12 protein-coding genes are annotated in these 13,532 nt (G+C 64.3%); 6 read left to right on the forward strand and 6 right to left on the reverse strand.

All coding sequences use genetic code 11. From position 1 onward, the window contains the following. Nucleotides 1-16 precede the first annotated feature (16 nt). A complete protein-coding gene (locus tag BJ997_RS09035) occupies nt 17-934 on the reverse strand; it encodes a heme o synthase (RefSeq protein WP_035835942.1) in 918 nt (305 codons plus the stop codon). Nucleotides 935-1,260: 326 nt separating this feature from the next. Here BJ997_RS09035 and tkt point away from each other — a divergent pair, with 326 nt between their 5' ends. The 6 genes from tkt (at nt 1,261) to pgl (ending at nt 9,538) form a co-directional block, all read left to right on the forward strand. After that, nucleotides 1,261-3,351 carry a transketolase gene (gene tkt / locus BJ997_RS09040; protein WP_035835943.1) on the forward strand — a complete coding sequence of 697 codons (2,091 nt, stop codon included), beginning with the start codon at nt 1,261-1,263 and terminating at the stop codon, nt 3,349-3,351. Between the two features lie 135 nt (nt 3,352-3,486). Next, nucleotides 3,487-4,617: a transaldolase gene (gene tal / locus BJ997_RS09045; RefSeq protein WP_035835944.1), complete on the forward strand. Its 1,131-nt coding sequence runs from the start codon at nt 3,487-3,489 to the stop codon at nt 4,615-4,617. Beyond that, a complete protein-coding gene (locus BJ997_RS09050; RefSeq protein WP_035835945.1) occupies nt 4,614-6,221 on the forward strand; it encodes a glucose-6-phosphate isomerase in 1,608 nt (535 codons plus the stop codon). Before tal ends, BJ997_RS09050 begins: the two co-directional genes overlap by 4 nt. A gap of 43 nt (nt 6,222-6,264) precedes the next feature. Then, nucleotides 6,265-7,806, forward strand: coding sequence for a glucose-6-phosphate dehydrogenase (zwf, locus tag BJ997_RS09055; RefSeq protein ID WP_035835946.1), 1,542 nt, complete (start codon nt 6,265-6,267; stop codon nt 7,804-7,806). Continuing rightward, nucleotides 7,803-8,771, forward strand: coding sequence for a glucose-6-phosphate dehydrogenase assembly protein OpcA (locus tag BJ997_RS09060; RefSeq protein WP_035835947.1), 969 nt, complete (start codon nt 7,803-7,805; stop codon nt 8,769-8,771). The genes zwf and BJ997_RS09060 overlap by 4 nt, the downstream gene beginning before the upstream one ends. Beyond that, the gene (pgl, locus tag BJ997_RS09065) at nt 8,768-9,538 is read left to right on the forward strand and encodes a 6-phosphogluconolactonase (protein ID WP_035835948.1); all 771 of its coding nucleotides are present in this window, start codon (nt 8,768-8,770) and stop codon (nt 9,536-9,538) included. The genes BJ997_RS09060 and pgl overlap by 4 nt, the downstream gene beginning before the upstream one ends. 51 nt (nt 9,539-9,589) lie before the next feature. Here pgl and BJ997_RS09070 read toward each other — a convergent pair whose 3' ends face one another. The 5 genes from BJ997_RS09070 to gap all read right to left on the reverse strand — a co-directional run bounded on the left by BJ997_RS09070 (nt 9,590) and on the right by gap (nt 13,423). Then, on the reverse strand, nt 9,590-9,958 hold the full coding sequence (locus BJ997_RS09070; protein WP_035835949.1) for an RNA polymerase-binding protein RbpA: 369 nt from the start codon (nt 9,956-9,958) through the stop codon (nt 9,590-9,592). Between the two features lie 75 nt (nt 9,959-10,033). Then, nucleotides 10,034-10,285, reverse strand: a complete 252-nt coding sequence (secG, locus tag BJ997_RS09075; RefSeq protein WP_035835950.1) for a preprotein translocase subunit SecG — start codon at nt 10,283-10,285, stop codon at nt 10,034-10,036. Between the two features lie 113 nt (nt 10,286-10,398). Next, nucleotides 10,399-11,199, reverse strand: coding sequence for a triose-phosphate isomerase (tpiA, locus tag BJ997_RS09080; protein ID WP_035835951.1), 801 nt, complete (start codon nt 11,197-11,199; stop codon nt 10,399-10,401). Next, on the reverse strand, nt 11,193-12,404 hold the full coding sequence (locus BJ997_RS09085; RefSeq protein WP_035835952.1) for a phosphoglycerate kinase: 1,212 nt from the start codon (nt 12,402-12,404) through the stop codon (nt 11,193-11,195). Before BJ997_RS09085 ends, tpiA begins: the two co-directional genes overlap by 7 nt. Before the next feature lie 11 nt (nt 12,405-12,415). Continuing rightward, a complete protein-coding gene (gap, locus tag BJ997_RS09090) occupies nt 12,416-13,423 on the reverse strand; it encodes a type I glyceraldehyde-3-phosphate dehydrogenase (RefSeq protein ID WP_035835953.1) in 1,008 nt (335 codons plus the stop codon). Between the last annotated feature and the right edge of the window lie 109 nt (nt 13,424-13,532).

The raw sequence follows: 13,532 nt of genomic DNA on the forward strand, positions 1-13,532 counted from the left end.
GAACGGGCAACAGTTCCTAAAAAGGCAGCAGCGGATCGATGCCGACTGCCACGAACAGAAGGGTGAGATAGGCGATGGATCCGTGGAAGACCCGCATCGGCGACACGTGCTCGTGACGGATCGCGAGGTTGTAGAGGCGGTGGGTCTCGTAGATGAACCAGCCACCGGTCACGAGGGCCACAAAGGTGTACGTGAGCCCCATGCCCGCAATCGGAATCAGCAGCAGGGAACACGCCACGGTTGCCCACGCGTACAGAATGACCTGCAGCCCCACCTGCGCGCGACCGCGCACGACGGCGAGCATCGGCACGCCGGCGGCCTGGTAGTCGGCGCGGTACTTCATTGACAGCGGCCAGTAGTGCGGCGGCGTCCACAGGAAGATGATCATGAACAGGATTACAGGGGGCCACGACAGGTCGCCGGTGACGGCGGCCCAGCCGATCAGAACGGGCATGCAGCCGGCGATGCCGCCCCACACGATGTTCTGCGGCGTGCGCCGCTTGAGGATCATCGTGTAGAACACTACGTAAAGCAGGATGGCCCCGAAAGACAGCGCCGCGGCGAGCACGTTCGTGAAGATAGCAAGCCACGCGATCGATGCGACCCCGAGGGCGTAAGCAAAGACGAGCGCCTCGCGGTCGCTTAGTTCCCCGGTGACGAGAGGGCGGTTCTGCGTGCGGTGCATGACCCGATCAATGTCGCGATCGAGGTAACAGTTGAATGCCCCGGCGGATCCCGCGCTCAGCGCGCCACCGATCAACGTCGCCAGGACCAGCCACAGGTTCGGGATGCCCCGCTCCGCCAACAGCATGGTCGGTGCCGTCACGACCAGAAGCAACTCAACGACCCGCGGTTTAGTCAGCGAGAGATAGGCCTTGAGCGTGCGCTTCAGCGTACGCGGAGTTGTTTCCATGGTCTGAAGGGCGACGTCCATTAATCCTCGAATGCTAGGCAGTACCACCAATCTTAGGTCACCGGACGATCCTTGCCTGCAAATGACATGTCACGTCATTTCGAACGTGCCGAGGCATTCGTCCGTATACTGATAGTGCTCCCCACAGTGAAACAGTAGTTCGGTGAGCCCCCGGGTGGGAGATGGCCGCGTGTAGCAGGCCAACTCGCTGGGGGTGACATTTCGCATTCGGTTCCGCGACAGACATACGCAACGCCGCGGTGCGAGACGGTTTGCCGACAATTGCACAACTATTAAAGGATGGGTTGAGCTCAACCCGCCTTCGCTTCAATGAAGGGTTACGTGACGTGGCAGCTTTCCAATGGGATTCCGTTGACGATCAGGCGGTTAATACCGCGCGAATTCTTGCGGCGGATGCCGTGGAGAAGGTTGGGAACGGGCACCCCGGTACGGCCATGAGCCTCGCGCCCGCCGCCTACCTGCTCTTCCAGAAGGTGATGCGTCGCGATCCGGCCGACAACGATTGGCTTGGCCGGGACCGCTTTGTTCTCTCGGTGGGCCACAGCTCTTTGACCCAGTACATCCAGCTGTACCTCGGCGGCTACGGCCTCGAACTGGATGATCTCAAGGCCTTGCGCACCTGGGGATCCAGGACTCCTGGCCACCCGGAGTTCGGTCACACCGCCGGCGTTGAAATCACCACGGGACCGCTCGGCCAGGGGCTCGCCTCCGCCGTGGGCTTCGCCTACGCGTCACGCTTCGAGCGCGGATTGTTCGACCCTGACGCAGCCGTCGGCACGAGCCCCTTTGATCACTTCGTGTACGTGATTGCCGGCGACGGGGACCTGCAGGAGGGCATCACCTCGGAGGCATCTTCCCTCGCCGGACACCAGCAGCTCGGCAACCTGATTGCCATCTACGACAGCAACCAGATCTCAATCGAAGACGACACCAACATCGCCTTCACCGAGGACGTCGCCGCACGCTACGGCTCCTACAACTGGCACGTGCAGACGGTCGACTGGAAGAAGACCGGCGAATACGTTGAAGACGTCGCTGCCCTCAACGATGCCATTACGGCCGCGCAGGGTGTCACCGACAAGCCGTCCCTGATCATCCTCAAGACGATCATCGGCTGGCCGAGTCCCAATAAGCAGAACTCCGGCAAAATCCATGGTTCAGCGCTCGGGGCCGAAGAGCTCGCCGGCGTGAAGACGGTGCTCGGCTTCGACCCGGAGAAGACCTTCGATGTGTCCCCCGACGTCATCGCACACACCCGCCTTGCTCTCGAGCGTGGAGCTCAGCAGCACGCTGACTGGACCGTTCAGTTCGACGTGTGGGCCGCGGAGAACCCGGAACGCAAGGTCCTGCTGGACCGTATCCTCACCGGTGACCTTCCCGATGGCGTCGAAGAGGCACTCCCCGTCTTCCCGGCCGGAACGGCCGTGTCGACGCGTGCAGCGTCCGGCAAGGTGCTGGGCGCCCTCGGCCCGGTCATTCCGGAATTGTGGGGAGGCTCGGCCGACCTCGCCGAGTCGAACAACACCACGATCGCCGGTGCCGCGTCGTTCGTCCCCAGTGAGCACTCGACGGCGGCCTGGACCGGCAACAAGTACGGTCGCGTCCTCCACTTCGGCATTCGCGAACACGCGATGGCGGCGATCCTCAACGGCATCGTGTTGCACGGCAACACGCGGGCCTTCGGCGGAACGTTCCTGATCTTCAGCGACTATATGCGCCCGGCGGTGCGACTCGCAGCGCTCATGAAGGTTCCGTCGATCTTCGTCTGGACCCACGACTCGGTGGCTCTCGGCGAGGACGGTCCCACCCACCAGCCGATCGAACAGCTCGCCACCCTGCGCGCCATTCCGGGCCTCGACGTGGTTCGCCCCGGAGACGCGACCGAAACCGCCTGGGCCTGGAAGACGATCCTCGAGCGTCGCCAGGGTCCGGCCGGAATCGCCCTGACCCGTCAGAACATTCCGGTGTTTGAGCGTGGAGAGGGCGCGGCGTCCGGCGAGACCTTCGCCTCGGCCTCACACGTCGCCCAGGGCGCCTACGTGCTCGCTGAAGCACCGGGCGGGACGCCTGACGTTATTCTGATCGCCACCGGCTCCGAGGTGCAATTGGCTGTCGAAGCCCGCACCACACTCGCAGCCGACGGCATCAACGCCCGCGTAGTGTCCGCGCCCTGCCTTGAGTGGTTCGAGGAGCAGCCCGCGGAGTACCGCGAATCCGTTCTGCCGAAGAATGTCACCGCGCGGGTATCGATTGAAGCCGGAATCGCGTTGACTTGGAGTAGGTACGTGGGTGATCGCGGTCGCAGCATCTCGATCGAGCACTTCGGTGCGTCGGCCGACTACCAGACCCTCTTCCGCGAATTCGGAATCACCACCGAGGCCGTCGTGGCCGCGGCCAAGGAATCCATCGCGCACTAGACGCCAGTGTGATTCCCAGACTCACACGCAAGACACAAAACGCAAGACGCAAGACGCAAGACGCAAGAACAGAACAGCACCTCCTGGGCGAGGAATCCCTCGCCCAGGACGCACGACAGAGGAGATTTACGACACATGACTGAAATCACCACCCCCCTCGCCCAGCTTTCCGCCGCCGGCGTGAGCATTTGGCTCGACGACCTGTCCCGCGAACGAATCGTCTCAGGCGGGCTGCAGCAGCTCATCGACAACAGCAACGTGGTCGGCGTCACGACCAACCCCACGATCTTCGCCGGCGCCCTCGCCAACGGTGACGCCTACGCCACCCAGGTCGCCGCCCTCGCCGCCGCCGGCACGAGCGTTCCCGACGCAGTCTTCGAGATCACCACCGACGACGTCACCGCCGCGAGCGACATCTTTCGCCCCCTCTATCACAGCACCGGCGGGGTTGACGGCCGTGTGTCCATCGAGGTCGAGCCGGGCCTCGCCCGCGACGCCGCTGGAACCATCATTCAGGCCGCCCAACTGTGGGCCAAGGTCAACCGGCCGAACGCGATGATCAAGATTCCGGCCACCGTCGAGGGCCTCGAAGCCATCACCGCGACGATCGCCAGGGGCATCAGCGTCAACGTGACACTCATCTTCAGCCTCGAGCGTCACCGTCAGGTCATCAACGCCTACCTCACCGGGCTCGAGCAGGCCAAAGCCGCCGGACTGGATATTTCCACGATCCACTCCGTCGCCTCGTTCTTCGTCTCACGCGTCGACACCGAGATCAACAATCGCCTCGACGACATCGGAACGGATACGGCCCTCGCGCTCAAGAGCAAGGCCGGCGTCGCCAACGCCCAGCTCGCCTACGAGGTCTTCGAGCAGGCATTCAGCAGCGAACGCGCACTCGGGCTGATCAAGGCCGGCGCCAACAAGCAGCGCCCGTTGTGGGCCTCCACCGGGGTCAAGGATCCCACCCTGCCCGACACGCTGTATGTCACAGAGCTCGTCGCTCCGGAGGTCGTCAACACGATGCCCGAGAAGACTATGCTCGCCGCAGCAGACCACGCTGTCGTTCCCGCCGACTCGGTGACCGGCTCCTATGCTGCCGCCAACGCCGTGCTCGATGCCCTCGCGGCCGTCGGAGTGTCCTACACCGACGTGACGCGCGTTCTCGAAGAGGAAGGCGTCTCGAAGTTCGTCGTCTCCTGGAACGAACTGCTCGAGACGGTCGCGGGCGCACTCGCCGCAGCCGAGACCTCGGTCGTCCGTTGAGCTTCCGCATTTCCGTCAGCGGCTCCGCCGCCGACGCCGTTCGCAGAGTCGTGCCTACCCTCGTCGACGACCTTGTTGCCTCCGGCATCACAGCGCTCGACCCCGCCCTATGGGGTCCCGAAGCCGAAGCAGAGGCCGCCAAACGTCTCGGCTGGACAGAGTCCGTCTCGATTTCCCGGCCGCTCGTCGACGAGATCTCTGCACTCAGGGACACCCTGCGCGCCGCCGGAGTGACGCACATCGCCCTCGCCGGCATGGGAGGGTCCTCGCTCGCCCCCGAGGTCATCACGAACACTGCCGGTGCCTCACTGACCGTGCTCGACGCGACCGACCCCGGCCAAGTGCTCGCCGCGCTGGCGGACAACCTCGCGTCGACGGCACTCGTGGTTTCGTCGAAGTCGGGATCCACCGTTGAAACCGACAGCCAGCGTCGCGTGTTCGAGCGGGCCTTCCTGGCCGCCGGCATCGACCCGGCCGAACGCATCATTGTGGTGACAGACCCCGGATCGCCGCTCGAGGCATCCGCTCGGGAGGCCGGGTACAGGGTCTTCACTGCCGACCCCAACGTTGGCGGCCGCTACTCCGCGCTGACGGCGTTCGGACTCGTTCCGTCCGGACTCGCCGGTGTCGACATCGGAAAACTGCTCGATGAAGCCGACGCGATCTCCCTCGCGCTCGCAGTCGACACGCTCGACAACCCAGGACTCGTGCTCGGCGCCGCCATCGCTTCCGCCAGCCCGCGCCGGGACAAGCTCGCCATCGTGGCCGACGGAACCCACATTGTGGGCTTCGCCGACTGGGTTGAACAGCTCATCGCCGAGTCGACAGGAAAGCTCGGAACCGGAATCCTGCCGGTCGTTCTCGACCTCGATGCCCCGGAGCTGGCGGCCAACCTGCCTGACGTGCAATTGGTTCGCGTTGTTGCCGACGCCGGCCAGGAGATCTTTGTCGACCACGACGGCGCAGACGAGATTCGCGTCAGCGGAACCCTCGGCGCGCAGTTCCTGGTCTGGGAATATGCGACGGTTGTGGCGGGTCGCCTTCTGGGTATCAATCCGTTCGACCAGCCCGATGTGGAATCCGCCAAGATCGCCACCCGCGGTCTGCTGGACGAACGACCGGCGCCCGAGCCCGCAGCTTTCATCTCCGACGGCATCGAGGTACGTGGCACCCCTCACGTGATCGGGGCCGCGAGCGACCTCGCCTCGGCCATCGACGCCCTTCTGGAAGAGCTTGGACCGGACGGATACGTGGCCGTGCAGGCCTACGTCAACCGACTCGCTCTCCCCCAACTCGTCGAGATCCGCTCGAAACTCGCCACGCTCGCCAAACGACCGATCACCTTCGGCTGGGGCCCGCGTTTCCTGCACTCCACGGGCCAGTTCCACAAGGGCGGCACGGCGACGGGTGTCTTTTTGCAGATTCTGGCCACACCGCCGGAAGACCTGGACATTCCCGATCGCCCCTTCACGTTCGGTGAGCTCATCCAAGCCCAGGCCAGCGGTGACGCGAGCGTGTTGGCCGAGCACGGTCGCCCGGTGCTCACTCTCACGCTGACCGCACCGGACGCCAACCTCGCGACGCTCTTCCGAGCGCTCGACTAGTCCGGAACCTCCCTCCCCCACGCATTCGTCCCTTAGGAGCTGCATGTCCCCGGTGGAAATCACCCCGGAGTTTAATCCGTTGCGTTCACCCTCCGATTACCGTCTGAATCGCATTGCCGGGCCTTCAAGCCTCGTGATCTTCGGCGTGACCGGAGACCTGTCGCGGAAGAAGCTCATGCCCGCCGTCTACGACCTGGCCAATCGTGGCCTGCTCCCGCCCGGCTTTGCGCTGGTCGGGTTTGCACGCCGCGACTGGGACCATCAGGACTTCATGCAGGTCGTGCACGATTCAGTGAAGCAGTATGCCCGCACCGAATTCCACGAGGATGTGTGGGCTCAACTTGCCGAAGGCATCCGTTTCGTGCCCGGCACGTTCGACGATGACGACGCCTTCGAGGTGCTTAAGGACACGATCGCCCAGCTGGACCGCGAACGCGGAACAATGGGAAACCACGCCTTCTACCTCGCGATTCCCCCGAAAGCTTTCCCGCTCGTCACCGAGCAGCTACGCCGCTCTGGCCTTGCCGAGCAGAAGGATGGCCAGTGGCGTCGCGTCGTCATCGAGAAGCCGTTCGGCAGTGACCTGAAGACAGCGCGTGAGCTCAACGACGTCGTCGAATCTGTGTTTCCTCCGGACTCCGTGTTCCGGATTGACCACTACCTCGGCAAAGAGACGGTTCAGAACATCCTCGCGCTGCGCTTTGCGAACCAGATGTTCGAGCCGCTGTGGAATGCCAACCACGTGGAGCACGTGCAGATCACCATGGCCGAGGACATCGGAGTGGGCGGCCGGGCCGGGTACTACGACGGCATCGGCGCGGCACGCGATGTGATTCAGAATCACCTCCTGCAGCTTCTCGCGCTCACCGCGATGGAGGAACCCATCTCTTTCGAGGCCGCAGACCTGCGCGCCGAGAAGGAAAAGGTGCTGGCCTCCGTGCATCTACCAGAAGACCTCGGTCTCGGTACCGCGCGCGGGCAGTACACGGGCGGTTGGCAGGGCGGTGAGAAGGTTGTCGGTTTTCTCGACGAAGACGGCATGAACCCGGAGTCAATCACCGAGACCTACGCCGCCCTCCGCTTGACCATCGACAACCGTCGCTGGTCGGGTGTTCCCTTCTACCTGCGCGCTGGAAAGCGCCTCGGACGTCGTGTCACCGAAATTGCCGTGGTGTTCAAGCGCGCCCCGCAGTACCTCTTTGCCGAGAGCCAGACTGCCGAGCTCGGGCACAATGCACTGGTGATCCGCGTGCAGCCGGACGAGGGTGTCACCATCCGCTTCGGTTCGAAGGTGCCCGGCGTCGGCATGCAGGTGCGGGACGTCACAATGGACTTCGGTTACGGCCACGCCTTCACCGAGGCGAGCCCCGAGGCCTACGAACGCCTGATCCTGGACGTTCTGCTGGGTGATCCGCCGCTCTTCCCCCGCCACGAAGAGGTTGAACTCTCGTGGAAGATTCTTGACCCCATCGAGGAATACTGGGCAACCCAGGGCCAGCCCGAACAATACCGGCCCGGCACCTGGGGGCCCCCGTCCGCCGATGAGCTGCTGGGCCGCGACGGCCGTAAATGGAGACGCCCATGATCGTCGATCTGCCCGATACCACGACCGCCAAGATCTCCAAGGCGCTCGTACGGATACGCGAGGAGGGCGGCGCTGTCGCCCTCGGACGCGTGCTGACCCTTATCATCTCGTCGACCATGGGACACGAGGAGGAGGCCATCACCGCCGCCAACGACGCCTCACGCGAGCACCCCATGCGCGTGATCGTCGTCTCGACTGAGGGACCCGACACACCCCAGATCCAGACCACGCCCCGCGTGGACGCTGAAATTCGCGTCGGAGGCGACGCCGGGGCCAGTGAGGTCATCGTGCTTCGTGTGTACGGAGCTGCCGCCAGCGACCCCGAGAGTCTCGTGACGGGCCTCTTGCTCCCCGATGCCCCCGTGGTGGCTTGGTGGCCCGGGCTGGCACCCGAGGTTCCGGCCGACTCCCCTCTGGGACGGATCGCCTACCGACGGATTACGGACGCGTCGGCGCAGCCCGACCCGCAGGACGCTTTGCAGCGTCTGCGGACGAGCTACCGCCCCGGCGACACCGACTTCGCGTGGACACGTCTCACGCTCTGGCGCACCCAACTCGCCGCAGTACTCGACCAGCCGCCCTACGAGCCCGTCACGTCGATCCACGTCACGGGCGCCGCAGACTCACCCTCCACGACTCTGCTGGCCGCGTGGCTGCACATGCAGTTGAAGGCACCCGTCGGCTGTGAGCTCACATCGGGCCCGCACGCCAATGGCCTGTACGGAGTGAACCTGACACGCGCCGGCGGGGTCATCTCCCTCGAACGGGAGATACCCGGCATCGCCACTCTGATTCAACCTGGACAGCCCGTGCAGGACCTCTCACTGCGTCGCCGCAGTCTGCGGGACTGTCTGGCGGACGAGCTCCGCAGGCTCGATCCCGATGACCTGTATGGTGAGGTCATTACGCGCGGCCTTCCACTTCTGGAAGACGTGGTGAACTCAGAGACCGGAGTGCCAGCGTGACCAACGAACGACGAGTTCTGGTTCACCAGAACAAACAGGCTCTGGCCAGCTCTGTCGCGGCTCGATTCATCACCAAGATGGTGGACATCCTGCACGAGGAGGGTGAGGCTAATGTGATTCTCACGGGCGGCTCCGTGGGTATCGCGGTGCTGGCTGCCATCAACGAGTCTGCGGCCCGCGACACCATTGACTGGGCTCGAGTGAGTTTCTGGTGGGGTGATGAGCGCTGGGTTCCACGCGCTCACCCCGACCGCAATGAGGGCCAGGCGCGTACGGCGCTGTTGGATCATCTCGCCATTCCAGCCGCGAACATTCACCCCTTCTCCGCCTCGGATGAGGGACTCTCCCTCTCCGAGGGCGCCGAGCGCTACGCGGCTGACCTCGCCGAACTCGCTCCATTAGGAGCCCTGTTGCCGCGATTCGACATCGCGTTCCTCGGGGTGGGGCCAGACGGCCATGTGGCCTCACTCTTCCCACACGGCGCAGGCATCCGGGAGAACGAGGCGAGCGTCATCTCCGTGCTCAATTCGCCCAAGCCCCCGTCCAAACGGCTCTCCCTGACCCGCCCCGTTCTGAACTCCTCGGATCGGGTCTGGATGGTCCTGGCCGGTTCAGACAAGGCCTCCGCCCTCGGGCTCGCCCTGGCAGGTGCAAGCCGGGACGAAGTGCCCGCTGCCGGGATCAAGGGGCGAAAGCGCACGGTTTTCTTTGTTGACAACGAAGCCGCTGCCGAGGTTCCTGAGAGCCTCATCGCTCCATCGTACTGATCGTCCCAGACAGAAAAAGGCCCGACCACGAGGTGTGGTCGGGCCTTTTCTTTAGTTCGTGGGGCTCAGCTTGCCGCGGCGAACCCGCAACTGGTTGAGAGCCTCTTCGAGGAGCGACTCCGCCTCGTCTTCAGTTCGGCGTTCCTTCACGTAGGCCAGGTGAGTCTTGTAGGGCTCAAGCTTGACAACCGAAGGCGGGTTTTCTTTGTCACGACCGGCCGGCAGCCCTGACGACGGGCAATCGATGGTGACCGGGATTTCTTCGTCAGGCAACGTGGCCGCGAAGTACCGAACGGTTTCGTTGCCGAGGGCATCCCAGTAGGACACCTTGATGCGATCGGCGTGGAAACCACGGTCCTGCTCCCCCATGGGGCCAGCTCCCACCCGTGAACCACGAATTGCACTTCCGCCAGATGCCATTTTGTTCCTCCCATTGAACGATGTTGTACGTGCCCGACCGGAGCCGAGCCAAAAACCTGCCGGGCCTAAACGAACTTAAGCGCCGGTGTCGAACTTGGTGATCAGGCCGAGAACCACGATGCACGTGATCCAGAGCAACCCCAGGATGACCGTAATGCGGTTAAGGTTGCGCTCCGCAACACCGGACGCCCCGAGGTTCGACGTGACCCCGCCGCCGAACATGTCGGACAGCCCACCGCCCCGACCCTTGTGCAACAGAATGAGCATGGTGAGCAGGAGACTCGTAATTCCTACGAGGACCTGCAACACAACCTGGAGAATCTCCACACGAAACCTTTCACAAATGCGATGGGCGCAGTAAGTCCCACCAAGACTCTGGTAATTATAGCGCGACAAGAACACTGCGGGTGGCTCCCCCAAGGGAGGAGCCACCCGCGGGACTAACGGCCGACGTGCTTCTGGAACCGCACGATGCTGGAGAATTCGGCGATATCGAGGCTTGCGCCTCCCACGAGAGCGCCGTCCACATTGGGTTCGCGCATGTACGCCGCGATGTTGCCCGACTTGACCGACCCGCCGTAGAGGATTCGGGTTTTGTCTGCAACGTCCTGGCCGAGGGTCTCCTGCAGCACGGCGCGCAGCTGGGCAGCAACCTGCTCGGCCTGCTCAGGCGTTGCCGCCTGACCGGATCCGATTGCCCAGACCGGCTCATACGCCACAACGATGTCCGCGGCATTGGACACGTTCGCCAGTGCGGCGCGCAACTGGGCAACGGGAACTGCGCTCGGGCCGTGCAGTTCGAGATCCGCCGCGGTCTCCCCCACGCAGATGATCGGCACGAGGTTGTGCTTCAGTGCGGCCGCGATCTTGGCCGACACCTGCTCGTCGGTCTCGTTGTGAAGAGTGCGACGCTCCGAGTGGCCGATGATGACGTACTGGCACTCGAGCTTCGCCAGGAACGCGCCCGAAATCTCCCCGGTGAACGCGCCGGATTCCTGAGCCGACACATCCTGGGCGCCGAAAGCGAGGTCGAGCTTGTCGGCTGAAATAAGCGTCTGCACGGATCGAAGATCGGTGAACGGCGGGAAGACTGCAACCTCGACGGCCGTGAAGTCGTGCCCGGCGTCCTTGAGGTTCCAGGCCAGTTTCTGCACGAAGGCAATGGCCTGGAGGTGGTCCAGATTCATCTTCCAGTTGCCGGCGATGAGGGGCGTGCGTCGAGCCAAACCGTTAACTACCATCCGAGGACCTCCAGTCCTGGCAGGCGCTTGCCCTCGAGAAACTCGAGGCTCGCGCCGCCGCCGGTTGAAATGTGACCGAACTGGTCATCTGTGTATCCGAGGATGCGCACGGCCGCGGCGGAATCTCCGCCACCGACCACGCTGAGGCCGGACACCTCGGTGAGAGCCGCGGCAATCGTGCGGGTGCCTTCGGCGAATGCCGGGATCTCGAACACGCCCATCGGGCCGTTCCAGAAGACGGTCTTCGACGTGCGGATGATCTCCGCAAACGCTGCGGCCGTGTCCGGCCCAATGTCGAGGCCCAGCCCGGCTGCGCCGAACGGAGTGTGTTCGATCGCATCGGCGGCTGTAATGACGTGCTCCGCGTCCGCACCAAATTTCGATGCCACAACGACATCGGTCGGCAGAACAATCTTGACACCCAGACGGTCCGCCTCGGCGAGGTAACCGCGCACGGTGTCCAACTGGTCTGTTTCCAGCAGGCTGGCACCGACGGAGTGGCCCTGGGCCGCGAGGAAGGTGAAGAGCATTCCACCGCCGATCAGGAGCGAGTCGACGCGCGGGAGCAGGTGACCGATGACTCCGAGCTTGTCGGAGACCTTCGAGCCTCCGAGGACCACCGTGTAGGGCGCCTCCGGCTTTTCGGTGAGACGGTCGAGCACGTCGAGTTCTGCCGCGATGAGCAGACCCGCAGCGCTCGGCAGAATCGCCGCAAGGTCGTAGACGCTCGCCTGTTTGCGGTGCACGACACCGAAACCGTCGGAGACGAACGCGTCGCCGAAAGCCGCGAGCTGAGCCGCGAACGCTTCGCGTTCCGAGTCAACCTTGCTGGTCTCTCCGGGGTTGAACCGGAGGTTCTCCAACACGACGATGTCACCGTCCGCGAGCCGGGAGACAGCATCCGCTGCGGCCGAACCCACGGTATCCGCGGCGAAAGCCACGGGGCGTCCGACGAGCTCACTCAGCCGTGCCGCAACCGGGGCCAGGCTGTACTTGGCGTCGAAAGCTCCGTCAGGGCGCCCGAGGTGAGAGATGATCACCACGCGGGCGCCCTGGGCAAGCAGCGCCGTGAGGGTTGGCAGCGACGCCCGCACGCGGCCGTCGTCTGTGATCTGGGCGTCTTTCAACGGAACGTTCAGATCGAAGCGGACGATGACCCGCTTGCCCTGGAGCGCGCCCAGGGAGTCGATCGTGCGAAGTGTCACTGCGCGGCCGGCTAGAGGCGCTCGGCGACGAACTCGGTGAGGTCGACGAGGCGGTTCGAGTAGCCCCACTCGTTGTCGTACCAGGAGGCGACCTTGACCTGATCGCCGATGACCTTGGTGAGCCCGGCGTCGAAGATCGACGAGTGCGGGTCTCCGACGATGTCACTCGACACGATGGGATCCTCGGTATAGCTGAGGATGCCCTTCAGGGGGCCCTCGGCCGCGGCCTTGTACGCGGCGTTGACCTCGGCGACCGTGACGGGACGGGAGACCGTGACGGTGAGGTCGGTGATCGAACCGGTCGGGACCGGAACGCGCAGAGCGTAACCGTCAAGCTTGCCGACGAGCTCGGGGATGACGAGGCCGAGGGCCTTGGCGGCACCGGTGGACGTGGGAATGATGTTCGCGGCGGCGGCGCGGGCGCGGCGCAGGTCGCTGTGGGGGCCGTCCTGCAGGTTCTGGTCTGCGGTGTACGCGTGAACCGTGGTCATCAGGCCACGCTCGATGCCGAAGTTGTCCAGCAGCACCTTTGACAGGGGCGCGAGGCAGTTCGTGGTGCACGAGGCGTTGGAGATGATGTTGTGCAGGGCCGGGTCGTAGGTGCCCTCGTTCACACCGAGCACGAGAGTGGCAACGTCTGCTCCGGTTGCGGGCGCAGAAACGAGAACCTTCTGGGCACCGGCTTCGATGTGCTTCTGCGCATCGACGGCCTTGGTGAAGCGACCGGTGGATTCGATTACGATGTCGACGCCGAGTGCGCCCCAGGGCAAGTTGGCCGGGTCGCGCTCGGCCAGCACCTTGATCGGCTTGCCGTTGACGATGATGAGGTCGCCGTCCACCTCAACGGTGGCGTTCAAGCGTCCCCCGACGGAGTCGTACTTGAGCAGGTGCGCGAGGGAGGCAGGGTCAGACAGGTCGTTGACGGCGACAATTTCGATGTCGCTGCCCTTGGCCAAAGCTGCACGGAAATAGTTACGGCCGATGCGGCCGAATCCGTTGATGCCGATTTTGACGGTCACAAAAAACTCCTGGGGATACTGATGGCACACGCGGTGCCGTCGTCGGGTGGTTATGGGGGTGTAATTATGAGCTAACGAGCGATGGCGCCCCCACGGTGCGGGGACGCCG

It is taken from the genome of Cryobacterium roopkundense (assembly GCF_014200405.1).
Taxonomy (GTDB): domain Bacteria; phylum Actinomycetota; class Actinomycetes; order Actinomycetales; family Microbacteriaceae; genus Cryobacterium; species Cryobacterium roopkundense.

Excerpts from the sequence above, each read along its gene's own strand:
- tpiA (WP_035835951.1), bottom strand. The coding sequence starts at position 11,199 with ATGGTAGTTAACGGTTTGGCTCGACGCACGCCCCTCATCGCCGGCAAC.
- BJ997_RS09060 (WP_035835947.1), top strand. The coding sequence starts at position 7,803 with ATGATCGTCGATCTGCCCGATACCACGACCGCCAAGATCTCCAAGGCG.
- BJ997_RS09035 (WP_035835942.1), bottom strand. The coding sequence starts at position 934 with ATGGACGTCGCCCTTCAGACCATGGAAACAACTCCGCGTACGCTGAAG.
- zwf (WP_035835946.1), top strand. The coding sequence starts at position 6,265 with ATGTCCCCGGTGGAAATCACCCCGGAGTTTAATCCGTTGCGTTCACCC.
- tal (WP_035835944.1), top strand. The coding sequence starts at position 3,487 with ATGACTGAAATCACCACCCCCCTCGCCCAGCTTTCCGCCGCCGGCGTG.
- BJ997_RS09070 (WP_035835949.1), bottom strand. The coding sequence starts at position 9,958 with ATGGCATCTGGCGGAAGTGCAATTCGTGGTTCACGGGTGGGAGCTGGC.